17 protein-coding genes and 1 CRISPR repeat array are annotated in these 26,352 nt (G+C 61.4%); of the genes, 5 read left to right on the top strand and 12 right to left on the bottom strand.

The window, feature by feature from the left end:
* Nucleotides 1-48: 48 nt before the first annotated feature.
* Complete coding sequence (gene tpiA / locus GTF44_RS07775) at nucleotides 49-804, top strand: triose-phosphate isomerase (protein ID WP_171560602.1); 756 nt, start codon at nucleotides 49-51, stop codon at nucleotides 802-804.
* 27 nt (nucleotides 805-831) lie between these two features.
* On the opposite strand, the gene GTF44_RS07770 is transcribed toward tpiA, so the two are convergent.
* Nucleotides 832-1,635 (bottom strand): SDR family NAD(P)-dependent oxidoreductase, encoded by an 804-nt coding sequence (locus tag GTF44_RS07770; RefSeq protein ID WP_216365349.1) that lies wholly within the window; start codon nucleotides 1,633-1,635, stop codon nucleotides 832-834.
* A 192-nt stretch (nucleotides 1,636-1,827) separates the two neighbouring features.
* On the opposite strand from GTF44_RS07770, the gene GTF44_RS07765 reads away from it, so the two are divergent.
* Nucleotides 1,828-2,823, top strand: a complete 996-nt coding sequence (locus GTF44_RS07765; protein WP_145209478.1) for a TAXI family TRAP transporter solute-binding subunit — start codon at nucleotides 1,828-1,830, stop codon at nucleotides 2,821-2,823.
* 70 nt (nucleotides 2,824-2,893) lie between these two features.
* On the opposite strand, the gene GTF44_RS07760 is transcribed toward GTF44_RS07765, so the two are convergent.
* Entirely contained in the window at nucleotides 2,894-4,144 is a 1,251-nt protein-coding gene (locus tag GTF44_RS07760) for a DVUA0089 family protein (RefSeq protein ID WP_171560599.1), read from the bottom strand.
* Nucleotides 4,145-4,396: 252 nt separating this feature from the next.
* On the opposite strand from GTF44_RS07760, the gene GTF44_RS07755 reads away from it, so the two are divergent.
* Both GTF44_RS07755 and GTF44_RS07750 read left to right on the top strand, forming a co-directional pair.
* Nucleotides 4,397-6,670, top strand: coding sequence for a TRAP transporter fused permease subunit (locus GTF44_RS07755; protein WP_171560598.1), 2,274 nt, complete (start codon nucleotides 4,397-4,399; stop codon nucleotides 6,668-6,670).
* A gap of 113 nt (nucleotides 6,671-6,783) precedes the next feature.
* Nucleotides 6,784-7,950, top strand: a complete 1,167-nt coding sequence (locus GTF44_RS07750) for a cytochrome P450 (RefSeq protein WP_171560596.1) — start codon at nucleotides 6,784-6,786, stop codon at nucleotides 7,948-7,950.
* Between the two features lie 49 nt (nucleotides 7,951-7,999).
* Here GTF44_RS07750 and GTF44_RS07745 read toward each other — a convergent pair whose 3' ends face one another.
* The 4 genes from GTF44_RS07745 to GTF44_RS07730 form a co-directional block, all read right to left on the bottom strand.
* Nucleotides 8,000-8,752 (bottom strand): DUF2807 domain-containing protein, encoded by a 753-nt coding sequence (locus GTF44_RS07745; protein WP_171560594.1) that lies wholly within the window; start codon nucleotides 8,750-8,752, stop codon nucleotides 8,000-8,002.
* 129 nt (nucleotides 8,753-8,881) lie between these two features.
* Nucleotides 8,882-9,772, bottom strand: coding sequence for a patatin-like phospholipase family protein (locus GTF44_RS07740; RefSeq protein ID WP_171560592.1), 891 nt, complete (start codon nucleotides 9,770-9,772; stop codon nucleotides 8,882-8,884).
* Entirely contained in the window at nucleotides 9,773-12,649 is a 2,877-nt protein-coding gene (uvrA, locus tag GTF44_RS07735) for an excinuclease ABC subunit UvrA (RefSeq protein ID WP_171560589.1), read from the bottom strand.
* Between the two features lie 98 nt (nucleotides 12,650-12,747).
* The gene (locus tag GTF44_RS07730; RefSeq protein WP_171560587.1) at nucleotides 12,748-13,908 is read right to left on the bottom strand and encodes an MFS transporter; all 1,161 of its coding nucleotides are present in this window, start codon (nucleotides 13,906-13,908) and stop codon (nucleotides 12,748-12,750) included.
* Nucleotides 13,909-14,053: 145 nt separating this feature from the next.
* On the opposite strand from GTF44_RS07730, the gene GTF44_RS07725 reads away from it, so the two are divergent.
* The gene (locus tag GTF44_RS07725; RefSeq protein WP_171560585.1) at nucleotides 14,054-16,813 is read left to right on the top strand and encodes a VWA domain-containing protein; all 2,760 of its coding nucleotides are present in this window, start codon (nucleotides 14,054-14,056) and stop codon (nucleotides 16,811-16,813) included.
* 372 nt (nucleotides 16,814-17,185) lie between these two features.
* Nucleotides 17,186-17,551: direct repeats of the CRISPR family, unit length 29 nt; unit sequence TCATTCAGAATTCGAGGTCCAGCCGCAAC.
* Between the two features lie 34 nt (nucleotides 17,552-17,585).
* Here the strand turns inward: GTF44_RS07725 and lpdA are convergent.
* From lpdA to GTF44_RS22515, 6 genes are all read right to left on the bottom strand, one after another.
* The gene (gene lpdA / locus GTF44_RS07720; protein ID WP_171560582.1) at nucleotides 17,586-18,983 is read right to left on the bottom strand and encodes a dihydrolipoyl dehydrogenase; all 1,398 of its coding nucleotides are present in this window, start codon (nucleotides 18,981-18,983) and stop codon (nucleotides 17,586-17,588) included.
* Between the two features lie 90 nt (nucleotides 18,984-19,073).
* On the bottom strand, nucleotides 19,074-19,937 hold the full coding sequence (locus GTF44_RS07715) for a S9 family peptidase (RefSeq protein ID WP_171560580.1): 864 nt from the start codon (nucleotides 19,935-19,937) through the stop codon (nucleotides 19,074-19,076).
* A 49-nt stretch (nucleotides 19,938-19,986) separates the two neighbouring features.
* Nucleotides 19,987-20,565 (bottom strand): DUF924 family protein, encoded by a 579-nt coding sequence (locus GTF44_RS07710; RefSeq protein ID WP_171560577.1) that lies wholly within the window; start codon nucleotides 20,563-20,565, stop codon nucleotides 19,987-19,989.
* Nucleotides 20,566-20,609: 44 nt separating this feature from the next.
* Nucleotides 20,610-21,887, bottom strand: coding sequence for an MFS transporter (locus tag GTF44_RS07705; protein WP_171560575.1), 1,278 nt, complete (start codon nucleotides 21,885-21,887; stop codon nucleotides 20,610-20,612).
* A 55-nt stretch (nucleotides 21,888-21,942) separates the two neighbouring features.
* Nucleotides 21,943-22,998: a tRNA preQ1(34) S-adenosylmethionine ribosyltransferase-isomerase QueA gene (queA, locus tag GTF44_RS07700; RefSeq protein WP_171560574.1), complete on the bottom strand. Its 1,056-nt coding sequence runs from the start codon at nucleotides 22,996-22,998 to the stop codon at nucleotides 21,943-21,945.
* Nucleotides 22,995-26,273, bottom strand: a complete 3,279-nt coding sequence (locus GTF44_RS22515) for an AsmA-like C-terminal region-containing protein (RefSeq protein ID WP_171560573.1) — start codon at nucleotides 26,271-26,273, stop codon at nucleotides 22,995-22,997. Before GTF44_RS22515 ends, queA begins: the two co-directional genes overlap by 4 nt.
* Nucleotides 26,274-26,352: the final 79 nt, after the last annotated feature.

Raw genomic sequence — 26,352 nt, 5'->3', positions numbered from 1 at the left:
TACCCCCAGACTGATACGTCTCGCAGGAGCACAAATCAGGAGGGACAGATGCGCCGCAAGCTTGCCGCTGGAAACTGGAAAATGAACGGCCTGTCTACGGATATGGGCGAAGTGGCCGCGCTCCCCACCGGTTTGGGCGTGGATGTTTTGATCTGCCCGCCCGCGACGTTGATCGACCGCATGGTCCATGATCCAGACACCTGTGTTCAGGTTGGTGGGCAGGATTGCCACCCAAACCCGAACGGTGCCCATACCGGCGATATCTCCGCGCAGATGGTCGCAGATGCGGGCGCATCCCATGTCATTCTCGGCCATTCCGAACGCCGCCAAGATCACGGCGAAACCGATGCCCTGGTGCGGAGCAAGATAGACGCGGCGTGGTCCGTCAGCCTCGTTGCCGTTCTCTGCATCGGCGAAACGGAAGCGCAATACCAAGCGGGCGAGACTCTCGACGTGCTCCGCACTCAATTGGCGGGCTCCCTGCCCGACGGCGCGGCGCCGGGCAATCTGGTGATCGCCTATGAGCCGGTTTGGGCGATTGGCACGGGGCTGGTCCCCACAATGGCCGAGATCGAATCCGTACATGGGTTCATCCGCACCGAACTGGCCACTCGATTTGGCACGGACACCGCTGACGGCATTCGCCTGCTCTATGGCGGCTCCGTCAAACCCGGCAATGCCGATGAGATTTTCGCCGTGCCGGATGTGGACGGTGCTTTGGTGGGCGGCGCGTCACTCAAAGCGGCAGATTTCGGCGCGATCATCATGGCGCTCGATGCAGCCGCTAAGGCGATCTCGGCCTAGGATGCGCACACCCTGACCTAAGAGATGTCACAATCTGTCATAGGGCTGGGGCTGCGTACCATCGATATCGGTGAAACCGTACGCCCGGGCCAGATGGGCGGCCTCTTGGATTTCGCCTGATCGCGCCATCACCTTTGGATCAGCCGCCAAAGCGGCCACCCCACGCCCGACGAACTGGGCCGTTTCGCGTTTTGGCATCTTGCCTTTCTTCTTGTCGATCACATGGCCCGGATAGAGCGACAGAGCCGCAACGCCATGGGGTCTCAGTTCCTCCGCCATATCGCGGCTCATGGCGTCGGTTGCGGATTTCGCGGCACCATAGGCGACATTGCCGTAATATCTCCGGGCCGCATAAAACGAGATATTCACGATCAACCCGCTACCTTGCGCAATCATAATCGGCGCGGCCAGGCTCGACGCGATATAGGTCGACCGGACGCCGACCAGGTGCATCTCATCCCAGAGATCAAAGGGCTGGGTCCAAAACGGCGCTTTCCATTTGAAACCCGTGTTAGCCGCGCGGTTGCGCAGCCGCGTGTAACCGCCCCAGGCATTGTTGACCAAGATATCCAAACGCCCGACCTCAGCCGCGATCTGTTCGAAGGCCTGAGCCACAGCCGCATCATCGCTGTGATCGCAACGCAGCGCGATGCCTCTGCCGCCCGACTTGGTGACCTCGGCGACATGCCGACCGGTGATCGAGCGCCCGGTCACAAATACGGTCGCACCCGCCTCCCCCAATCCGATGGCGATGCCTCTGCCTACGCTGCGGGTGCCGCCGGTGACCAGTGCGACCTTTCCTTCCAATGCCGCCATAACAGATCCTTTCATGTCCTCGCGAGCTTTGGAATGATCACAAAACTCTGGCCGATCAGATATGCTCTAGGTTAACGGCCAGGCACAATCTGCGGTCACGCGTCACCCTGGCGTCTCTTGCATCACCGACCCACCGCGCTAAAACGGGTCTCACGTGGGTTGGACCGCGCACATGAGGTGCGTGGCCTTTCACATGGGAGGATATACATGACATTCACCAAATTGACCGCGCTGGCCATGACCACTGCGCTGACCGCGACGGCTGCGTTTGCAGACGGGCATGTGGACCGTAGCGATTGGCCGGAGAGCTTCACCGTTGGCACCGCAAGCCAGGGCGGCACCTATTTTGCTTATGGTTCTGGCTGGGCAAACCTTGTGGCTGAAGAGCTGGGTCTTTCGGGTGGCGGCGAAGTGACCGGCGGCCCGATGCAGAACATGGCGCTGGTCCATACCGGCGAAGCACAGTTCGGTATGACCACAATGGGCCCGGCGGCGGAATCGCTGAACGGCACCAACCCAATCGCGCCCGGTCTGCAGATGACCAATGCCTGCGCGATGTTCCCGATGTATCAGACGCCGTTCTCGGTGACCGCGCTCAGCTCGTCCGGGATCGAAAGCGTCGCCGATATCCCCGCTGGCGCGCGGATCGGCTTTGGCCCGGCTGGCTCCACCTCCGACACCTACTTCCCGCGCATGATGGAAGAGCTGGGCGTCGAATTCGAACGTCGCAATGGCGGCTGGTCGGATCTAGGCGGTCAGTTGCAGGATGGTCTGCTCGACGTGATCGCCTTTGCCGCTGGCGTGCCGGTGCCCGCCGTGTCGCAGCTTGAAGTGCAGACGGATGTGAACATCATCGAGTTCACCGAAGAAGAGCAGGCGCAGATCATGGCGGCCTTCCCGGTCAGCCAGTTCGACATTGCCGCGGACACCTACACCACGCTGGAGGCCGACGCGCGCTCGGTCTCGATGTGGAACTTCGCCATCGCAAATTGCGAGCTGCCTGCCAGCTTCGTCTATGCGGTTGTCGATGTGGTGATGAGCGACAATGAGCGGATGGTGAATATCCACCGCGCCGCGCGCTCCACCCTGCCCGAGAACTACGACAAAAACACCGTCATGATGTGGCATCCGGGCGCGGCCCAGTGGTTCGCAGACAATGCCGGTGCGATGATCTCGGACGATATGATCCACAGCGATATGTAATCAGACCGCAGGTCTGAAACGGAAAAGGGCCGCCCAGATCGGGCGGCCCTTCTTCTTTTAGGTCAACGTCTTATTGCGCAGGCACATAGCGCTGTAGCGCGACGCGGATCACCCCGGAATAGCTTTCCGAATACTGCGTCACGCCCAGCATATACGTCCCGGGATTAACCCGCGTCGTCAGTTGGCTGTTCAGCGAACCTCCAGCGTCATCGTTGAATTCGATGAAGCGACCGACCCCATCGAAGAGCCGGATCACCGGGTCACTGTCACTGATCTCGATCGCGTCGATCACCACCAGACCGCCCGCCGGAACGGTGAAGCTGAACCAAACCGCGTCACTGCCGACGACCTGATCCATCACCAGGCTGGTTTGCAACGGACCCAGATCGATGATCGGATAGCTGCCACCGATCGGCGGGCTGGCTTCACCGGTCGCAAACATCTCTTGCATCGCGGCCACTGGGTCATACCCCCGAACCGACACTGTCACCGGCTGCGTGTCATCTGAGAGCGACCGCATCGCGATGCAATAATTCCCGGCGGGCAGCGGATCAGTGAAATCGATGCGCGAGTTGAGGCTTTCGTAATCATCGTTTTCGGCGATGAGCGTGCCCTGACCGTCATAGATGTAGATATACGGGTCTGCCGACTGGTTTTCCGCCCGAATGGTGAGCGCCTGGGGCGCCGATAGCGAGAAGCGGTAATACGGAGTCGCCGCGATGGAGTTCGTCGCGGTGACACCGGCCTGCAACTCCGCATCGATCACGCCGGAACCAAGCTGCGTCGCGGGTGTGTTGGGCAGGCAGGGGTCAACGCCCGCGAAATTACCAAAGCCACCACCCCACCCAGGGGTCAGCGCTTCATGTTCGGCGCGACCCACGCGGAGATCGGCAACAACAGCACCGCCACCAAAGGCCCGTGTCGAGACACAATAGGTTCCCGGTTGAAGGAAGATGTCACCACGTGAGGCGAGATCACCGCCACTATCATCATCGGTCAGGATAATCGTACCGGCCTCGTCGCGGATATCGATCACCGTATCGCCACCTGGGTTCGGGCTGGCTTCGATCCGATACTCCCCTGGTGTGCTGACGGAAAACAGCGAAACGGTCTCGCCGCCTGGTGGCACCATGACACCAGTCTGATCGATATGGCTTGCAGATGTGGAGATATCGGATGTTTCGGCCGAGCCGCCCACCCACATGCCATTGGCGCCGACACCGCCACACATGGCCGCATCTTGGGCCAAGACAGGAAGAGCAGGTAAGCTTGCAAGGGCAAAAACAGCACTGCTCAGAAACGCGCCGGTTCTCGAAATCATATGTTATCCTCCAATTGGGCCGGGTTGGTCACGGGAAGGCCCGACACGCGCGAGACTAACCCGCCAGGTCCGCCACTGGCCAGCAGAATACGCGGCGATCTTTCCCCCTTTTTCCGCCAGCGGCGCTCTCTACCGGCCAGCGGAATGTGCCAAACTACGCGGTTGCAATGACCTGGTGGGCAAGCCAAAAAGGTGGGCACCGGCCAAATGACGCCAAAACGCGCAACAAGATGGCCAACCAGGGGGACAGCCATGACCGAGACTGAGAGCAACCAGGCCGAAGACCAGGTATTGGCCGAAGGCGTGGATGAAGAACCGATTGAAAGCAATCGTCGGATGTTCGAAGGCCGCGGCTATTTGATCATCGCCACGCTGTCGACGCTTTACGCCGCCTTCCACATGGCCGCGCTGAATGGGATCTCTGTCAGCGGGTTGACCGGCCTCGACCTACCGTTCCTGCCGCAATTCCCTTTGGAAACTTGGAATTTCCGCATTGTTCATATCGCGGGTGCTTTGGGGCTCGGGTTCCTGCTGTTCTCCGCCCATACCTTCTCCGATCACGCGCCGGATCACAAAGAAACCAAGCTCCTGTCGCTGGCGGCCGCGCTCTTGGCCCTGCCTGCGCTTCTGGCCGGGGTCACCGCGTTCCGCTTCATGGGGATGATCAGTTCGGGCGATCTGCCAGAGATGGGTGGGCTCACCACTTGGGCCGCCTTCCCCGGCACTGAGATTTACGCCCAAGAGGTCTGGTGGTTTGGGGTGCCGCTTCTGATCGCCACCTTCGGTGCCATCGCCACTGGCTGGTTCGAGCGGCGCGGGCGCGAGCTTTACGCCGCATCCGACATCGTTCTGGCGATTTGCGGCGTGGTCGTCGCGCTCTATCTGATCGCGATTTACGGCACCGCAGCCCGGAACTCCGTCGGCACGCCTTTCGTCCCCATCGGGGTGGCCTTTGCGGCCACCGCCGGGGCGGCGATGATCCTGGAGTTGACCCGCCGTGTGGCCGGTTTGGCGCTGGTGATCATCACCGGGGTTTTCCTGGCCTATACCTTCACCGCACATCTGCTGCCTGGCATCCTGGCGGTGCAAAACGCCTATAGCTGGCAGAGGTTCTTCGGCCATGTCTATTCCGACGCGGGGATCCTCGGGCCAACAACGGCAGTCTCTTCGACCTATATCATCCTCTTCATCATCTTCGCGGCGTTCCTGCAGGCCTCGAAGGTTGGCGATTATTTCGTGAACTTCGCCTTCGCCGCAGCCGGGCGCGCGCGCGGTGGCCCGGCGAAGGTGGCGATCTTCGCCTCAGGCCTGATGGGAATGATCAATGGCACATCGGCCGGCAATGTGGTGGCCACCGGCTCGTTGACAATCCCGCTGATGAAGAAAGTCGGTTATCATAAAAAGACTGCCGGCGCGGTTGAGGCCGCCGCCTCCACCGGCGGGCAGATCATGCCGCCGATCATGGGCGCAGGTGCCTTCATCATGGCTGAGATCACCGGCATCCCCTATCAGGAGATCGCCATCGCCGCGATCATCCCGGCGATCCTCTATTTCACCTCGATCTATTTCATGGTGGATTTCGAGGCGGCAAAACTGGGCATGCGGGGCATGCGCGAGGATGAGCTGCCGAAGTTCCGCAATATGGTGAAACAGGTCTATCTGTTCGTGCCGATCATCATTCTGATCGCGGCGCTCTTCATGGGGTATTCGGTGATCCGGGCGGGCACATTGGCCACCGCCGCCGCCGCTGTGGTCTCATGGCTGACACCGCATCGGATGGGTATCCGCTCGATCATCAAAGCGTTCGAACTTGCGGGCGTCATGTCGATCCAGATCATCGCGGTCTGCGCCTGCGCGGGGATTATCGTGGGGGTCATCTCGCTCACCGGCGTGGGGGCGCGGTTCTCCTCTGTGCTGCTCGATCTCGCAGGTGTTAGCCAGCTTCTGGCGCTCTTCTTCGCCATGTGCATCGCCATTCTGCTCGGCATGGGGATGCCGACCACGGCTGCTTACGCCGTGGCAGCCTCCGTGGTCGCCCCGGGCCTCGTGCAGCTTGGCATCCCGATGCTGACGGCGCATTTCTTCGTCTTCTATTTCGCCGTGGTCTCGGCCATCACGCCGCCCGTGGCCCTGGCGAGTTATGCGGCGGCGGGCATATCCGGCGCGAACCCGATGGAGACCTCGGTCGCCTCGTTCAAGATCGGGATTTCCGCCTTCATCGTGCCGTTCATGTTCTTCTATAACAGCGCGATCTTGATGGACGGCACATGGCTCGAAGTGATCCGTGCCGCCGTCACGGCGATCTTGGGGGTGTTCCTGCTGACCTCAGGGGTTCAAGGCTGGTTCATGGGCGGGCGGGCCGTCTGGTTCCTGCGCGTCGGGCTAATCATCGCCGCGCTTTGCATGATTGAGGGTGGGTTGATCACCGACCTTGTCGGCATCGGCATCGCGGCGGCGGTCTTCTTCGTCCAACGCGTGGTCAAACCCGATCCGGACGCCGCGATCTCGGTGCGCGGCGCGGACTAAGGGGCCACTAAGAAAACGGATCAGGGGAGGCCGTTGCGCCTCCCCTTCCTCTTGATCACAATGCTCAAATGCATCGCCGGACTCCGCCATCCGGCCCGTCACCTAGAGGCGATATGAAAACGCTCCATCAAGCCCCGACCGATCCGGGGTTCGTGCAAAACCCCTACCCGTTCTACGCCAAGGCCAGAGAGGCCGGGCCGCTTGTGTTCTGGGCCGAGTATGATCTGCCCTGCGCAACGACCCACGAGGCGGTGAACACGCTCCTTCGCGATCGGCGGTTTGGTCGCGAGCCGGTTGAGGCCTTGCCGGTCCCCGATCACCTCGCCCCCTTCTATGCGGTCGAAGCCCATTCGATGCTGGAATTGGAGCCGCCACGCCACACGCGCCTGCGCAGCCTCGTTTTGCGCGCCTTCACCTCGCGGCGGATCAAAGCGCTTGCACCCGAGATCGAGACCCTCACCCACACGTTGATCGACGCGAGCCCATCAGAGCCTTTCGATCTGCTCGACGCGCTGGCCCGCCCCCTGCCAGTCACGATCATCGCCCGGCTGCTCGGCGTGCCGGAAGAGATGGCCCCGGATCTCTTGCGCTGGTCCAATGCGATGGTCGGGATGTATCAGGCGGGCCGGACACGGGCCGATGAAGACGCCGCCGTCCAAGCAACCGAAGATTTCGTGGCGTTCATGCGCGACTATGTCGACCGCCGCCGGGCGGAGCCGCGCGACGATTTGATCAGCCATCTGATCGCCGCCGAAGAGGATGGCGAGAAGCTCTCCACCGATGAGTTGATCACCACCTGCATTCTGCTTCTGAACGCGGGCCATGAGGCGACTGTGCATTCCATCGGCAATGGGGTGAAACTCTGCCTGGAAACCGGCGCGCGGCCCGGTGAAACCCCGGCATTGCTGATCGAAGAAATCCTGCGCTACGACCCGCCGCTGCATCTTTTCACGCGTTATGTCTATGAAGAGGTTGCGCTTTTTGGGCATAGGTTCCAGCGCGGCGATCAGGTCGGCTTGCTGCTGGCCTCCGCCGGGCGGGATGAGGCCGTGTATCAAGACGCCAAGACCTTCCAACCCGATCGGCAAGATGGCCCCGCCAATCTGGCCTTTGGCGCGGGGCTGCATTTCTGCGTCGGTGCACCGCTGGCCCGGCTGGAGATGCAGATTGCCCTGCCGATCCTGTTTCAGCGCTGCCCAAATCTGCGCCTCGCCGAAACACCGACCTATGCCGATATCTACCACTTCCACGGGCTAGACCGGTTGATCGTGCAGACCTGACGCAGAGCGCACCGTCTAGACGCGCTCGCGACGGTGCATCTTCGGGCCGTCAATTCGAGCGGATATCACCGCCAAACCCGCTGCCCATATCCTCGATCACCGGATCGCCAAGCAGCCGGACGGACGCTCCGAACCGCGCCTCCACCGATGCAGTCTGATCGCCATAGACCACCGCCTCCGCGCCCCCACGGGCGGAGATATCGAGGTTGTGGCATTGGAACTCTCCAGCCCTGAGCGACGCGCCAGCGCGGATCTCCGCGCTCAAGTCGGCGCAGTCCCCTGACAGGCGCATGCTGGACCCGTTTTCGACGGTAACATCCGTTTCGCCGGCACTGCCATCGAACTGCAAACTGGCCCCGGAGGAGGCATAGAGCGTCGTCTCATCGGCAGTGATGCTCGCGATCCGCAAAGAGGCGCCGTGACGGGCTTCGCCCTCGAACGCTTCGACGCTGCTCGGGACCTCTGCGATCACCGATGCCCCGGCTCGCGACTCGACCCGGATCAGTTTGGGCATGTGAATCTCCACCTCGAACTGATCGTTGCTATTGAGAGCCGACCGGATCACCGGCGCGCGGCGCTCAATCCGCAGCACGTCGCCATCCTGTTCGATCACCAACCGGTCGATATTGCCCCGCCGCGCTGTCGCCTCGACCTGAAACGGACCCTCATTGAGCGTCGCGCTGACGCCTTCAGCCACTTCCACCTCGGTAAATCCGTCAAACTGATAGACCCGATCCTGCGCCATCGCGCCGCTTGCCAGCAGCACGATCAGAACGGCCCCTGCTCCCAAATACTGCGTCATGTGATTGCCCTCTCTCACTCACGGAAACGTGTGCAAGACGTATGTAAATCAATTTAACATACAAGAGCCGCTCCGGCAATATTTTGATCATGCGCGATGACAACCCCTGAGGCCCGCGCCCATCCCACGTCAGATTTTGCAGGCCCGCGCGATCTGTTCGGCCTGCGCCTCAATGGCAGCGCGGCCCGCATTTATGGACTCTTCGGCGCGGAAGAACTCCAAAACCGTGAGGTCTGGCAAGCAGATGTCCAGGGCCACATCCGCCGGGTCCGCCGCCATTCTGGTGCGGCGGAGATAATCGGTGAGCATATCAAGCGAGGACGACACCACATCGAACCCTTGCGGCGGGACCGGCCCACGCGGCGGCGGTTTCGGCAACCAACCCTCAGGCAGGCTCTCACTCAACTGCTGATGCCATTGCTCGATCACCCCAAGCTCCTCCGAAGGTTGCCACACCCGCCCCTCGGCTTTGCCATTCGGGTTGATCGAAAGCACCACATCGGCCCCCGCCGCGCGACAGACCGAGACCGGCACGGGGTTGGTCAACCCGCCATCAACCAGCCATCGGCCATCCAAATAAGACGGAGTGAAAACCCCGGGGATCGATAGGGAGGCGCGGACGGCAGGCAAAAGCCGCCCATTCTGCAACCAGACCTCGCGACCGGTTTCCAGATTGGTCGCCACCGCCGTGAAGGGCAGCGCCAGATCAGAAATGGCGCAATCAAGCCCCCACTGACCCAACACATTCGCAATCTGTTTGCCCGCAACCAGCCCACCCGCAGAGAGCTGTAAATCGACCAGGCCGAGGAATTTGGTTTGGGTCAGATCAAGCGCCCAATCCTGCAACTCGGCCCGTTTGCCGCCAGCCTCCGCTGCCCCGACAAGCGCGCCCATGGAACAGCCCGCGACGACATCGGGGCGGAGGCCCATATCCTCCAACGCAGCGAGCGCGCCGAGGTGGCACCAGCCCCTGGCCCCGCCGGACCCAAGCGCCAAACCGATCCGGGGCCGCGCCACCATCTACTCCGCCGCGAGGGTGCGTTTGCCGAGCATCGGGCCGAGATAGCGCCCGGTATGAGAGCGCTTCACTTCCGCCACTTTCTCCGGTGTGCCCGTGGCCACGACGGTGCCTCCGCCATCGCCCCCCTCAGGGCCGATATCGATGATGTGATCGGCGGTCTTCACCACGTCGAGATTGTGCTCAATCACAATAACGGTGTTGCCTTGCTCCACCAACTCATGCAGCACCTCTAGCAATTTTCGAACATCTTCGAAGTGCAATCCAGTAGTAGGCTCATCCAAAATATACAAAGTCCGACCTGTAGACCGTTTGGCCAGTTCTTTCGACAATTTGACCCTCTGCGCCTCGCCACCCGAGAGCGTCGTGGCCTGCTGCCCCACTTTGATATAGCCCAGACCGACCCGCATCAGCGCATCCATCTTCTCGCGGATGCTGGGGACCGCTTTGAAGAAGTCTTGCGCATCCTCGACCGTCATATCGAGCACATCGGCAATGCTTTTGCCTTTGAATTTGATCTCCAAGGTCTCGCGATTATAGCGAGCGCCCTTGCAGGTCTCGCAGGTCACGTAGACATCGGGCAGGAAATGCATCTCGATCTTGATGACACCGTCGCCCTGACACGCCTCGCACCGCCCGCCCTTCACATTGAACGAGAACCGGCCGGGTTTGTAGCCCCGCGCCTTGGCCTCGGGCAGCCCGGCGAACCAATCGCGGATCGGGGTGAAGGCCCCGGTATAGGTGGCCGGGTTCGACCGTGGCGTCCGGCCAATGGGCCGTTGATCGATATCGATAACCTTATCGAGATGCTCCAACCCCTTGATCGTCTCGCAGGGCGCAGGTGTCTGCCGGGCGCCGTTCAGCTTCATCGATGCGGTCTTGAACAGCGTCTCAATCGTGAGCGTGGACTTGCCGCCGCCAGACACGCCCGTGACACAAACGAATTTGGCCAGCGGAAAATCGACGGTCACTTTCTGCAGATTGTTGCCCGTGGCCTTAACCACCGTCACCTTCTTCTTGTTGCCCTTGCGCCGGGTCGCGGGCACGGCGATCTCGCGGGTGCCCGCCAGGTACTGCCCGGTGATCGAAGCGGCATCGCCCATGATCTCCGCCGGGGTGCCTTGGCTGACGATCTGCCCGCCATGCACGCCTGCTCCTGGGCCGATATCGAAAACATAATCCGCCTCTCGGATCGCCTCTTCGTCATGTTCGACCACGATCACCGTGTTGCCCGCGTCGCGCAGGTTCTTCAGCGTTGTCAGAAGCCGATCATTGTCTCGCTGATGCAGCCCGATCGAGGGTTCATCGAGCACATAGAGCACGCCCTGCAACCCGCTGCCGATCTGGCTGGCCAAACGAATGCGCTGACTTTCGCCGCCCGACAGCGTGCCGGCGTTCCGGCTTAGCGTCAGGTATTCCAGGCCGACATTGTTCAGAAACCCAAGACGCTCTCGGATTTCCTTCAAAATCGCCCGGGCAATCTCGTTTTTCTGCTCCGTCAGGCTCTCCGGCACGGTATCGCACCAGGCGGCGGCCTCGCGGATGCTCATCTGCACCACTTCGCCCACATGCAGGCCAGCGATCTTAACCGCCAGCGCTTCGGGACGCAGACGGAACCCATGGCAAGATCCGCAGGAGCGGTTGTTCTGATACCGTTCAAATTCTTCGCGAATCCAGGCGCTGTCCGTCTCGCGATAGCGGCGCTCCATATTCGGTATCACGCCTTCGAAACTGCGCGTCACCTGATAGACCCGACCGCCTTCATCATAGCGAAACGGGATTTCGACATCGCCAGAGCCACGCAAAAACACCTGCTGTATCTCCGGCGCGATGTCTTTCCACTTGGTCTTGGGATCGAACCCGTAATGATCCGCAATGGCCTGAATAGTCTGCAGGAAATAGGGTGACTTGCCTTTCCGCCATGGGGCAAGGGCGCCATCCTCAAGGGTCAGCGCCGCATCAGGCACCACCAAGCGTTCATCGAAAAACAGCTCAACGCCCAGACCATCACAGGAAGGGCAGGCCCCAAAGGGGGCGTTGAAGGAAAACAGCCGCGGTTCGATTTCGGGGATCGTGAAGCCGCTCACCGGGCAGGCGAAATTCTCGGAAAACGTGATGCGCTCCGGCTCCGGCGTGGTGCCATCGTCCAGGGCCTTCGGCGCGGTTTCCAGAACCGCGATACCGTCGGCCAGATCCAGCGCGGTGCGGAAACTGTCCGCCAGCCGGGTCTCGGCCCCTTCGCGGACCACGATCCGATCCACCACCACATCGATGTCATGGCGGAACTTCTTGTCCAGCACCGGCGGCTCATCCAGCTCGTAAAACGCGCCATCGACTTTGACCCGCTGAAACCCCTGCTTGCGCAGCTCCAGGAATTCCTTACGGTATTCGCCTTTCCGGTCGCGGATGATCGGTGCAAGCAGATAGCCGCGCGTGCCCTCCTCCAGCGCCATGACCCGGTCGACCATATCTTGCACCTGCTGCGCCTCAATCGGCAGCCCCGTGGCGGGCGAAAACGGTGTTCCGACCCGGGCGAAGAGCAAACGCATATAGTCGTAAATCTCGGTGACCGTACCGACCGTCGAGCGCGGGTTTTTCGAAGTTGTCTTCTGCTCAATCGAGATCGCCGGGCTCAGACCGCTGATATGGTCCACATCCGGCTTTTCCATCATATCGAGGAATTGCCGGGCATAGGCCGACAGCGACTCAACATAGCGCCGTTGCCCCTCGGCATAGATGGTATCGAAGGCCAGTGAAGATTTCCCTGAACCTGACAGGCCGGTAATCACCACCAGCTCATCACGCGGAATATCCACATCGATATTCTTCAGATTGTGTTCGCGGGCACCGCGCACTTCGATCTTTTTCAGCTCAGCCATAAAGGCCCCCGATTAACCGTCGGTTCACACATAGGGGAGCTCGGCTGAGTCTCCAACGAAAAAATGCGAACGAAGCGGGAACATGCTGACAGAGAGAGTCAGCTATGGGCAACCCGCCAGCTTATCCACAGCATCGAGACGAACCCAATCGCCGTGAGGATCACTGCGGCGGCCACCAATCCGTTGAGGCCGGCCGCGCCCATGGCAAGCGCAAAGATCGGGCTGCCGGTTGAGGTGCCGACATTGCCAAGCTGCGCCAAGGCGCCATTGGCTTCGGCTTGGGCCACCGGTTCCGTGTTCAAGGCGGGGATCGCTGCAAAGCCTGCGCCCGGCGCAACTCCGATACTGACAAAGGCCAGAAAGGCCACCCAGGGACGTGCGAGATCGGGCACGAGGGCCAAGAGGATCATGGTCGTAATGGTCGTGATGTAAGACAGGCGCAAAACCTCGATCGGCGGAAACCGCCGCGCAAGCCACCCGGCCAGGAAGGTGCCTCCGAGCGCCGCGAGTGGCAGCACGCTGGCCACGACGGATTCCGGCAGCGCCCCCGCCACAAAGGGCGCGAGAAATGTCAGCAGTGCCACGAAAATCAATGTGTGCCAAAAGAAGCCGAGCGCAGGGGCCAGCCGGCGCGGATCGCTATAGATCGCCCGATGCGCCGCGATGAAGCCCGGCCAGGGCGCGGGCGATGGGCCGATACGGTCCACCATACGCCAGACCAAAGCCGCCAGGCACCAGAACCCCAACCCATGCAGCATCCAGACGCCGCCAAGCCCGCCGAACTCTATCAACCCGGGCAGGATCAGGGCCGTGAGCGCGAAAGACACACCAAAGAAGCTGGCCCAAAGCGCCATCACCATCGGCTGATCCCGCGGCGTGCTGATCCGGACCATCAAAACCGGCGCGGCCACCACAATCGAGAGATGCGCAACGCCCTCCAACACGCGCAACGCCAGCAAAAGCGGGAAGGCAGGCAAGAGCCCTTGCAGGATCGACAGCCCGCCGCCCGCGATAAGCGCGCTCAGCAAGACCGGCCGGGGTCCGAACCGCCCCGCACCCATCCCGGCGATGGCACCTAAAAATATGCCCGCGACGCCGACCGATGACACAACCAACGCCAAAACCGCCTCGGGCCGATCATAGACCTGGCTCAACGCGTCAAAGGCCAAGGATACTTTGCCGAACTGCGCCGCAGCAAAGAGGCCGATCACCCAAAGCAGGATCACCTGCGCCCAATCTGTTGTCTGTTGGAGCTTCATACGCCCGGCATGACAGCGCGCAACTGGAGGGTCAACCAGATCAACGAATGCTTCACAAATGACCCCGTCGGGCGTAGCATCTGACCCATATTTTATCCCGTGATTGCGCGGGACACAAAATTTTACATATGAAGAGGGTTGGACCATGCGCCGGTTTCTCGCGAGTATTTTCCTGTCAATCTGGGCGGTTGTGCCCGCCCAAGCCCAAGTCGATGAAACGCCAGCCGCGATCCTGGTGCTGGATGCCTCTGGCTCCATGTGGGGGCAAATCGACGGGGTGAATAAGATCGTCATCGCCCGCGAAGTGATTGGCGAGATGCTGCAAGACCTGCCCAGCTCGCAGGCTTTGGGCCTGACCGTCTATGGCCATCGAACCCGCGGCGATTGTGCCGATATCGAGACATTGATCGAACCCGGGCTCGACACCCGCGACGCGATTGCGACCGCGGTCAACGCGATCAACCCGCGCGGCCGGACGCCGATGACCGCCTCGGTCGTTGAGGCCGCCCGCGCCCTCCGCCACACCGAAAACGCCGCGACCGTGATCTTGGTTTCCGATGGGATCGAGACCTGCGAGGCGGACCCCTGCGCCATTGCCGCCGAGCTTGAGGCCGCCGGTGTGGGGTTCACCGCCCATGTGATCGGCTTTGACGTGGAAGACCCAGAGGCGCGGGCGCAGATGCAGTGCATTGCCGACAATACCGGCGGCCAGTTCTTGACTGCGGACAATGCCGAAGAGCTGGCCGAGGCGTTGGAACAGGTCGCCGTGGCCCCTGCCCCGATGACCACCCCGGTGACCTTGCGCGCGGTTGTTGAGCCGGACATGTCGGCGCCTGTCTCTCCGCTGGAATGGTCGATCTTTGACGCCGATGGCAACCCGGTCCAGGGCGCGACACAAGCCCCGGGCCTGACGCTGGCGCTTCTGCCGGGCACCTATCGCGCGCAGGTGTTGCGCATGGCGCAAGGCACCGAACATGGCACAAGCTTCACGGTCGAAGAAGGGGTAGAGCAGACCGTGACGGTCGCCCTGCCCTTCATCCCGCCGCCGAGTTTCGAGGTCACGTTCACTGCCCGGATCGGTGGCGAGGCAGGTCCGATCATCACCGACCCGGTGCTCTGGGATATCCGCCCATTGCCGGAGAACGTCGCGGAGACCGAAGAGGGCAATGAGCTGGTCTTTGACCTGGAAGGCGGCTCCTACACCGCCAACGCCTATTGGACGGTGCAGGAGGTCAGCGAAGAGGTTCAGTTCGTCGTCGTCGATGCAGCGCGAACCGTCACCGTGGTTTTTGAAGAGCCGCCGCTCATCGCCAGTCTCATCGCACCGGAGACCGCCGTGGCCGGATCAACCATTGAGGTCGGCTGGACCGGCCCGGACATGGATGGCGACTATATCGGCATCGGCCTGGCCAGCGAGACGGGTGGCAATACCTGGCGAAACTACACCTATACCGAAGACGGCAGCCTGCTTGGCCTTCTGGTGCCGCCAGAGCCGGGCGACTATCTGATCGGCTATTTCCTCGGCGATGGGCGCGAGCGTATCGCGGTTGCCCCACTCACCGTGACGCCAGTTGAGATCACCTTGACGGCACCGGAAACGGCCACCGCAGGCGACACGATCGAGATTGGGTGGAGTGGGCCGGACTATGAAGGAGATTATGTCGGGATCGGTCGCGCTGATGCCTCCGGTGGCAATCTGTGGGAAAACTACACCTATACCCGCGATGGCAATCCGCTTGATCTTTTGGTGCCGCCGACGCCGGGCAGCTATCTGATCAGCTATTTCCTCAGCCAGGATCGGACGCAGATGGTCTCGGTTCCGATTGAGGTGACCGATGTGCAGGTGTCGATCACCGCACCGCCGGAAGCGGTTGCGGGGTCCAGCATTGAGATTGGCTGGACCGGGCCCGACTACGACAATGACTATATCGGTATTGGCCCGGTTGACGCCTCGGGCGGCGATCTTTGGCAGAACTACACCTATACGCGCGATGGCAGCCCGATGGACCTGCTGGTGCCGCCAGAACCGGGAGAGTATCTGATCAGCTATTTCATCGGTCAGGACCGCGAGATCATGGCCCAGGTGCCGATCACGGTCACCGAGTTGCAGGTCGGGATCACCGCGCCGGACAGCGCGGTCGCCGGGTCGACCATCGAAATCGGCTGGACCGGCCCGGATTACCAGAACGACTATATCGGGATTGGCCGGGCCGATGCGCGCGGCGGGGATCAGTGGGAAAATTACACCTATACCCGCGACGGGGCACCGCTTGACCTATTGGTTCCCACCACACCCGGCGCCTATGTCATCACCTATTTCCTGGGTCAGGATCGCGAAGTGATGGCGCAAGTGCCGATCACGGTCACGCCGCTGCAATCCGAACTGACCGCGCCCGCCACGGCGATTGCCGGTGAGATGATCGAGATCGGGTGGGTCGGGCCAGATTACGGCAATGACTATATCGGCATCGGTCCATCCGGCGCGAGCGGCGGCGATCTGTGGCAGAACTACACCTACACCCGCGATGGCAACCCGCTGCGCCTGCTCATGCCGCCAACAGGCGGTGACTACGTGATCACCTATTTCCTCGGCCAAGACCGTGATCCGCTGGCCAGCGCCACGATCTCGGTCAGCCCTGTGGCGGCCACGCTGACCGCCCCGGCCCAGGCCCCGGCGGGAGGCACGCTCGAGGTCGGCTGGACCGGGCCTGATTACCAGAACGACTATATCGGCATCGGCCGCGCAGGCGCGACCGGCGGCGCACAATGGGAGGAGTATGTATACACCCGGAACGGCAATCCGATGATCATCGACGTGCCTGACGAGCCCGGCGCCTATGTGCTGCGCTACTTCCTCGGGCAAGATCGGGTCGTGATCGCCGAACACCCGCTCGTCGTGCAGTAACGCCGATCAAATGCGGGGCGATCTGACGAAGGCCGCCTCGCAAGTCTGACCACAGTCCGCCCGCGCGCCCGCGACCACGGCGCTGTCTCCTTCCTCGCCTTTCAAGACGGCACGGAACTGCGTGGCAAGAGCGGACGATGCTTGAGACCTGATCAGGTTCAACCTTACGGCGCCGTTCTCCGATGTGCCGCCGCCAGATACGTCATTTCGCATCTCCACGGTCTCGTGATATGATCTCCCGGTCAGACCCAAGCCGTCGGGCCGCCCGCAAAAATCTAGAGAAACTGGGGATGTTTTGAGCCAAATGCGCCGGAATACCACACATAAAGACCGGGAATACCCTTGCAAAAACAAGAGCTTCCCCGGTGATCCAGTTTAGTCATTCAGAATTCGAGGTCCAGCCGCAACCAGCTCTATCAGTGCATCAGCTTTGGTCATAGTTTAGTCATTCAGAATTCGAGGTCCAGCCGCAACCGCAGCCAATACCGGATGGTTCGGGCGCTGAGTTTAGTCATTCAGAATTCGAGGTCCAGCCGCAACTCGTCGTTGGACCATCCGCAAAAGTAATAGAGTTTACTCATTCAGAATTCGAGGTCCAGCCGCAACGCGACCGCATCCTGCCCGTAATACTTGTTCAGTTTACTCATTCAGAATTCGAGGTCCAGCCGCAACTGTCGGCCCCTGTCTTACTAGGCGACAGACAGTTTAGTCATTCAGAACTCGAGGTCCAGCCGCAACGATCCGAAACCACGTCAATCCTAAGCGCAGACGATCAGATATGGATCACCCGGTCATACGCGTCGAGCACGCTTTCATGCATCATCTCGCTCAAGGTCGGATGCGGGAAGACGGCCTCCATCAGGTCTTCCTCCGTGGTCTCTAGTTGACGGCCCACTACATAGCCTTGGATCAGTTCGGTCACCTCCGCACCGATCATATGAGCGCCGAGAAGTTCCCCCGTCTTGGCGTCAAAAACCGTTTTGATCATGCCCTCTTGTTCACCAAGTGCAATTGCTTTGCCGTTGCCAATGAAGGGGAAGCGGCCGACCTTGACGTCATAGCCGAGCTCCTTCGCCTTGGCCTCGGAATAGCCCACGCTGGCCACCTGCGGGTGGCAATAGGTGCAGCCCGCGATGCTTTCGGGTTTCACCGGATGGACCTTGTTTTTGCCCGCGATCAGCTCGGCGACCATCACGCCTTCATGGGAGGCTTTGTGGGCCAACCAAGGGGCACCCGCGATGTCGCCAATGGCATAGAGCCCCTCGACCCCGGTCCGGCAATACTCATCTGTCACCACATGGGTCCGGTCGATCTTCACGCCAAGCGCCTCAAGCCCCAGACCTTCCACATTCCCGACGATGCCGACTGCGGAAATCACCGTGTCGAACTCTTGCGTTTCGACCTTGCCGCCGACTTCGATATGCGCGGTGACTTTATCCGCCGCGCGGTCGAGTTTCTTCACCATCGCCTTTTGCAGGATCTTCATCCCCTGCTTCTCAAAGCTCTTCTTGGCGAAGGCGCTGATCTCGGCATCCTCGACCGGCAAGACCCGATCCATAACTTCGACCACAGTCGTGTCGGCACCCAGAGTATTGTAGAAGCTTGCAAATTCGATGCCGATGGCACCGGACCCGATCACCAGCAGTTTCTTCGGCATATGCGGCGGTTGCAGCGCGGCCTTATAGGTCCAGACAAGTTTGCCATCGGCCTCAAGCCCCGGCAATTCACGCGCCCGCGCGCCGGTCGCCAGAATGATCGCCTTTGCCGCCAACTCTTCGGTGCCTTTGTCGGTCTTGACGCTCACCTTGCCCTTCGCGGGGATCGACGCAGCGCCCATGACCACCGTCACTTTGTTCTTCTTCATCAGATGCGACACGCCGCCCGAGAGCTGCTTGGCCACCTTGCGCGAGCGATCCACCACCGCGTCGAGGTCATAGCCGATGCCATCGGCTTTCAGCCCAAACTCCTTGGCCCGGTGCATCAGATGGAATACCTCGGAAGAGCGCAGCATCGCCTTGGTCGGAATACAGCCCCAGTTGAGACAGATGCCGCCCATATGTTCCCGCTCGACAATCGCGACGTTCAGGCCCAACTGACTGGCACGAATGGCGGCCACATAGCCCCCGGGCCCGGCCCCGATTACAACGACGTCAAAACTCTTGGCAGCCATGGGTGATCCTCCTGGCGGAAATTTTGTTCAGCATTAAACTATCTCTAGACACATCGCAATTGACCTCTGCCGCGCAGCATTGTCGCGGGGTCACTCCGACACCAGCCAGGCGTTTGTCGTGGCGATCACCTGGTCTAATGTCTCCGCCCCGGTGAAGACGTTGAACACGTGATCCATCTCCATCAACACCAGCTCATCGGCCGCATTGTCGCGCGCCTCCAAGACGGTTTGCCCCATCTCGGGCTGTGGCGTGATCAGCTCGTCATTCGAGCCGACAATCACCATCACCGGGCCAGGATAGCCCGAGATCGCGCCAACCGGATCGCTCTCGGGGATTTCCTGAAAGAACGCGCCATTCAGCTCCATTTCAACACCCCAAGGCAAGGTGAAGCCCACGGGCACCGAGGGCGCGACCGATAGCCCAGCTTCCATCACGTCGGCACCAAAGAGCGTCGGGTAAGTCTCCGCCGGCGCTGTCACGGGATTGAGCAACACCACGCGAGACAGGTCGGGGCGTTCCGCCGCCAAATGCGCCGCAACCAAGCCGCCCTGGCTCCAACCAATCACCGCAATCTGCCGCCCTTCAAGATCGGGATGGCGCGCCATCCAATCGACGGCGGCCACTGCATCTTCGATCTGTGTGGAGAAGGTCGTCTCTTCCCAGGGCATTTCCAGGCTTTCGCCAGAGCCACGGAAATCAATCCGGAGGCTCGGCATGCCCGCTGCCGCCAAGGCCCGCGCAAATCGGGTGTAGACGAAATCTTCGGTGCCCTCGACGGGCAGCTCATCTCGCGTGCCGGTAAATCCATGCAGCAGAAGCACGGCAGGCCCCGCCCCGTCCGACATCTCATAGCTGCCGATCATGCTATCGCCGGAGACATCCAGCCGCACAGTTTCGGCCAAACCGACCCCCGTCATCGCCAGCCCAATGGCCAGCCCCAATCCGATCCGCATCCGCGCCTCCTTATGATTCATGATCATGGGGCGCACGCGCGATCTTAGATCAGGCCGCCGCCTCCAGGTCAGTGACGATCCTGCCATAGCCGCCCTCTTCCATAAAGCGCTGTTCTTCGGGCGAGCTTTTGCGGCCCAAAGCGTCATTGCGAAACGGGAACCGGCCGAATGTGCGGATGATCTCCCGATGCGCGCGGGCATGGAGCAGGTTGTTGCCCGTGGTCATGCGTTCTTTCATCAATCGTACGCAGTGGTCTTGGTCGGCCAAGACCTCGGAATGGCAAAATGGCATATAGAAGAACTGCCGCTCTGGCTCATCGGCGCGCATATCCCAGCCTTCTTTGATGCTGTAGCACGCCGCCGAGAGCGCTTTGCGATCCGTGGCGAAGGCCCGGGCCTGGCCGCGGAACATGTTGCGCGGGAACTGATCAAGCAGGATCACCAATGCCAGCGCCTTTCGGGGATGGCTGGTCCAGGTGGCAAGCTCACCACGCTCACCAGCTTCCCAAAGCTGCAAGAACCTGTCGGTGATCTGATCGTCGAGGGCTTGGTCCTGTTTGTACCAATGCTCCGGTTCACATTCGGTCAACCAAAATGCCAGCACATCCTCTGACGGGTGGGGTGTCATTGTGCTCTCCTCTTCATCCGACTCTTGACGGTCGTACCATCACTCTACACAGCGGAGACCGGCTTGTCTGCCGCTTCTTCGTCTTCCAGCGCGGCTTCAATAAATGCTTCCTGCGCCAGTTCCATCGCGACCGGCGAGGCCGTGGGCATCACAGGGGCATAGCTGCCCGTATCCACAGCCAAAGGTGCCGGGCGCACGGTCATCCGATAGGCAGCATAGACCGCCAATCCTGCCATAAGTGCGACGATATAAAGGAAGTATCCTTGCGGCCCGGCCACATTCATCAAGGCCCCGACGATCAAGGGACCAAAGATCGCGCCGACACCGTTGATAAAGATCATTCGGCCTCCGGCGGCGGCCATCTGATCATGCTCCAAGAAGTCATTCGTATAGGCCACAAGCAAGGCGTAAAGCGGGTTCGCCATACCGCCGACAACGAAGGCCGCGATCAGGATGAGATAGAAGTTGCTGCCGCTGAGGATCGCCAAGACCCCGGCCACTGCGCCCAAAGCGCTGACGATCAAGATCAACCGGCGGCGATCCATCCGATCGGAAATCCAGCCAATCGGATATTGTAGAAGAAGTCCGCCAACATAGAAGCTGGCCACGAAAATCGAGATTTGTCCGAGGCTGAAGCCGACCTCGGTGGCATAAACCGCCGACATGCCGAACATCGCCGAGAACACGCCGCCAAGCACGAAGATTCCCATACAGCCGAGTGGAGACACTTGGATGATCTCCCGAAACCCCATGGGCCGCGTCGCCTCAAACGCCGGCGTTGGCGTCACCGACAACAGAATCGGCGCGAAAGCGAGCGAGACCAGAACCGACAGGATGATAAAGAGGTTATAACCCGATGGATCGCCCGCAACCAAAAGCGCCTGGGCCGAGACCACGCCCGCCAATTGCACCACCATATAGACCGAGAGCGTCTTGCCCCGGTTCTCATTCGTGGTGGAGTTGTTGAGCCAACTCTCCGCCGTCACATAGACACCCGAGAAGCAAAACCCGATGATCAGGCGCAGCACGGTCCAACTGATCGGATCGGTCAGAACCGGGAACAGGATAAGCGCGGCGGAGACCAGAGAGCCGAGGGCGGCAAAGACCCGAATATGTCCGACCCGCCGGATCATCTCGGGCGCCAATCGCGACCCGCCCAAGAAGCCCGCGAAATAGGCCGACATAATGACCGACAGCTCGACGGTCGAGAATCCCTCGATATCGCCGCGCACACCCAAAAGCGTGCCTTGCAGCCCGTTCCCAACCATCAAGAGAAGCATCCCGAGCAGCAATGCCCAAGACGACCGAAGCACATCAAACATAGCGCGTCCCTAACCGATGCGACTCAGTGTGGACGTCCAAACACGTCTCGGTCTGTCACATCTGCGACGGAATGAGCAAAGACGCGTCGCCATAGGAGAAAAATCTATACTCATTCTCAATGGCATGGGCATAGATTTGCTTGACCCGCTCCGGTCCCATCAGGGCCGAGACAAGCATCATCAGCGTCGATTTCGGCAGGTGGAAATTGGTCATCAGCGCATCGGTGATTTTGAACCGATAGCCGGGATAGATGAAAATATCCGTGTCCCCCTGCCAGGGCGCGAGGCGACCGTCCTCCGCTGCCGCAGTTTCGATCAGGCGGAGCGCGGTGGTGCCGACCGGGATGATCCGCCCGCCCTCCGCACGGGTCGCACTGATCTCAGCGGCAGCCTCGGTGCCGATCTCGCCCCATTCGGCATGCATCCTGTGCGTGGTGACGTCATCCACGGTAACCGGCAAGAAGGTCCCTGCCCCCACATGCAAGGTCACAAAACTCATCGTCACACCGCGCGCGCGGAGCGCACTCACCAATGCTTCATCGAAATGCAGGCTGGCCGTCGGAGCGGCAATGGCGCCGGAGCGCCGCGCCCAGATGGTTTGGTAGTCGTCCTTGTCCTGCGCATCCGCTGGGCGTTTGCCGGCGATATAGGGCGGCAATGGCATGGCCCCTGCCGCGTTCAAAGCCGCGTCGAAATCCGTACCTGTCAGGTTGAAGCGCAGATGCAGCCCCTCGGCCAGGGCCGTCACCTCGGCCGAAAGCTCATCGGAGAACACCACGGTCTCGCCAATCGCAAGTTTGCGCAGGGGCTTGGCCAATGCCGACCAACTGCCATCGGCTTGCGGCTCCAACAGTGTCACTTCGATCTTCGCCTGCACCACTTCTTGGCCCGTATCGCGGCGGCGCATTCCGGTCAGACGCGCCGGGATCACCTTGGTATCGTTCAAGACCAGCCGATCGCCGGGGCGCAAAATATCCGGCAAGTCAAACACATGCCGATCATGGGTCGCGGCCCCATCGGCCAAGAGCAACCGCGCGGAAGAGCGTGGTTTGGCGGGCCGGGTGGCGATCAGCCGCTCCGGCAGGTCAAAATCGAAATCAGAGAGTTTCACTGGCTAAGCTCCGGTGGCGGGCGGCGAAAGATGTCCCGGAAGATTCCTGGTGTCAGAATCGACAATGGGTTCACGTTCACCCGGGTATTATCAGGCGTCCCCGTCAGGCGATAGCTAACGCCAAACAGCCCTTCGCGGCGCGGAGAAAAGAGTGCCCCAATCACCCCGTTCACAATGTAAAACGGCGAAACGACCCCTTGCATATCAAACTGACGATTGGCGATGTCATATACACCATCCATCGAAATCCCCATGGATGGGCCCACAGCCGTGCCCTGCTCGATGACAATCGCGCGCGGCGTCAATCGGAACCTTGCTTCAACCTCGCCCAGATTGATGCCCGAGCCGCCAAGTTGATCCAGCAGCCCGACAACCGAGATGACATTGAGCAATTCGGCCATCGCTGGCGCATTTCGAAGTCGAGGGCCCGCGATCATCAATTGCCCGTTATAGCTGCCCGTCTGACCCGTCGGTTGCAGCACCAAATCCATCGCCCCGCCATAAGCGTTCTCATAAAGCCCCGCGGCACGCAGCACCGCACCACCATCATCGGATCGAAGCCGGACCGCCGCCCCGTCGCTGGTGGTGACTAAAGTTCCCGCAACCGTGGCAGCGCCATTCACATCCCCCCGGAATTGCCCCGACAGCCCGCCGGTCGTTGTCAATTCAGCAACAAGGCCCCTGAGCGCGATGCCATCACTCACCTGCAACCGATCCAGCCGCACGGTGATTGGCCCACCGCCGCCCGTCCCCGCGCCGCCGCCGGACGGGGCACGACGCAGGTCAAGGCTACCGCCGACGATCTCAACCGCTGGTGCCCTCTCGGCACCGCGACCCACCAGATCCCCCGTCACATCCAACCATTCGCCCAACCGGAATTGGGCGGCGCTCAGCCGGTCCAACCCGCCACCCTCTCGCAAGCTGATCGCGCCATCAAGGGTCAACCCCGCCGCCTCGACCTGCAATGAGGTCACTGCGGGGTTGGGGCCCAAACGCACGGTCGCAGCCAAGCGGCCGCTATCCCCGGCGTCTTTGCCCCAAGAAAGCGCGTCGAGGCGCAGGCCCAGACCCGCCAAGTCCGATGTCACGATCACATCGGGTGGCCCGCCTCCCGGTTCCAAATCAAGTACGAAGTCGGCGGCGGCGGCGCCGGTCATCACCCCGCTTGGCAGGGTCGCGCCAAACGCCGCCAATGTTTCCGCCGAAAGCGGGCCTGACCCTTCCAACCGGCTTCGGCCATCGGCATCAGGGCCCAAGGCCCGGCTCCAAACACCAGTCGCCGCCACCCCGTCGAGATCAGCGCGGCCACTGATCGCGACACGGTCCGGCACCACCTCCACCTGCAATTGCTCTGCGCGCAGCGTCCGGCCCTCGATCAGCGTTTCCGACCGGACATTTCTCAGGCTGCCGGTCACATCAAACGCCAAGCGGTCGAATGGCACTTGGTTCAACAGTGGCAATTGCAACTGTCCGCGCAAACTGGCCTGTCCAGAGGCCAATGTTTCCGCCGACAGCGTGCCATCCGCGAACAGGTTCACAGGCGGCAACTCCAGCAAACTCAACACATCCGGCAACGCCCCGACCGCCCGCAGGTCGAAGCGGGTGTCGGGCCCACGCGGGCGCACATCGTCGATCACCATGGTTGATCCCGCCATCTCGACACTGCCGCCCAAAGGCGCGGTGACGCGGCCTTCGCTCAACGACAGGACAAACCGCGGCCCCACAAGCGACAGATAACCGCGCGCCTCTTCGATTGGTGGCAGATGGCGCAGGGCGCGAAGCGTTGTGGCGTCAAAATCCATCCGAAGCGCATGGGTGGGCCCCTCGCCCGCCTCTTGCCGGAAAGCGAAGTTCACATTGCTCAAGTCGGCGGCGATGAGGTTTTGCTCAAGCCAACCGCGGGTGTTGGGGATGGCCGCCGTGGGCCAATAGGGCAAAACACTCTCTGCGGCGATCTCGGGGATTTCCGCGTCGATCCTTGCGCTCAGCCCCGCAGGCTCTGCCGCCAAGACACCCTCGGCGCGGACGTGCAAAGGCCCGTCAAAGAGCACCGCTTGCCCCAGTTCGAGTTGTACGAATGGCAGAAGTGACAGGCGCATATCCATCGCCCCGCCTTCGAACTGCACCGGTGCCTCAAAAACGCCCTCCGGGTTGGCGGCGATATTCGCAAATTGAAACTGGCCCACATAGGTTGTGCCATCCGGCATCAAATCGGCATGGCCCGTGGCGTCGAAACTGAGCGCCAGCGCGTCTAGGTTCAACTCCGAGAAACTGAGCCGGGCTGTCTCGGCATCATACTCGAAATAGGCGCTGAGCGCGTTGAACGGGAGCGGCTCCACTCCCTCACCGAGGTTCAGATGCCCCGCGCCAATATCCAGAGCCGCGTTCAAATCGCCGATCGTGCCGTCGTCGGTCAGCCGCGTCGTCACCGCGCCCGAGATCGGCGCGCGCATCAGGTCGAGCCAAGCAAGCGCCGGCACGCCCGCCGCCGCATCGCGCGCCGCAAGGTTTTGATATTGGACGCGCATATCCGTCCGCCCCAATTCGGGGTTGCGGGTCACGGCCAAAGACAGGGAGGTGTCGCGGCTGCCCTCGATCTGCCCGCCCATCGTGAGCGTCAGCGCCGCGCCCTTTTTGACCAAGCGCATATTTCCGTTATGGGCGCGCAACACCTGATCGCTGATTTCGTCATCCAAGACCAACTCCAAGCCGGTGCCGGTGATCTCTTCAAGATCGGCGAAGAAGGGCTGCGCAAACATCGCGTCTATCCGCGCCAAGGTCTCGCGCAGGTCGCGCGCTTCTGCGGCACTGTCATCGCTTAGAGCCAGGTCGAACCGTCCCTCCGCATCGCGCCCGGCCCGGATCCCGGCGCCGGTGATCTCCACCCGATAAGGCCGCATCTGACCGCTCAGAAGCGCGCGCCCATTGAGATGCACGGACAGTTCCGGAAACCGCGCCCGGAGCTCGCCCGCATCGCGCATCACCACGTCGCTCAGCACGATTTGCGGCGTCACCCCGCCGTCGCGGAGCGCGATGCCCATATCGCCAATCTGAATTTCGTTGGCGAGCATCGCTTGATCCAGCCGCGCCTCGATCCGATCCTGTACCATATCGGGCAAGCGGATCATGTTCTCCATCGCCATATAGATGACGCCGGCGACAAACAGGATCGGGATCGAGATCAGCGCCGTCAGGGTCACGCCGCACCAATAGACAACCCGGCGGCGCCTGCGCCGGGGTTTGGGAAGCGGTGTCTCCTCTGGCTGCTCTGCCATTTTCGGCCTGTGGCTAAGGGTGATGCCCTATCGCGTGATCTTGGGCTTTATCTTCGTCGCAAATCCCCTAGCTTGCAAA

This window comes from Roseobacter sp. HKCCD6576-2 (genome assembly GCF_013179285.1).
In the GTDB taxonomy this organism is placed as follows: domain Bacteria; phylum Pseudomonadota; class Alphaproteobacteria; order Rhodobacterales; family Rhodobacteraceae; genus Rhodophyticola; species Rhodophyticola oceani.
The sequence above is the reverse complement of the archived record's forward strand: the minus strand, read 5'-3'. Positions and strand labels throughout refer to the sequence as shown.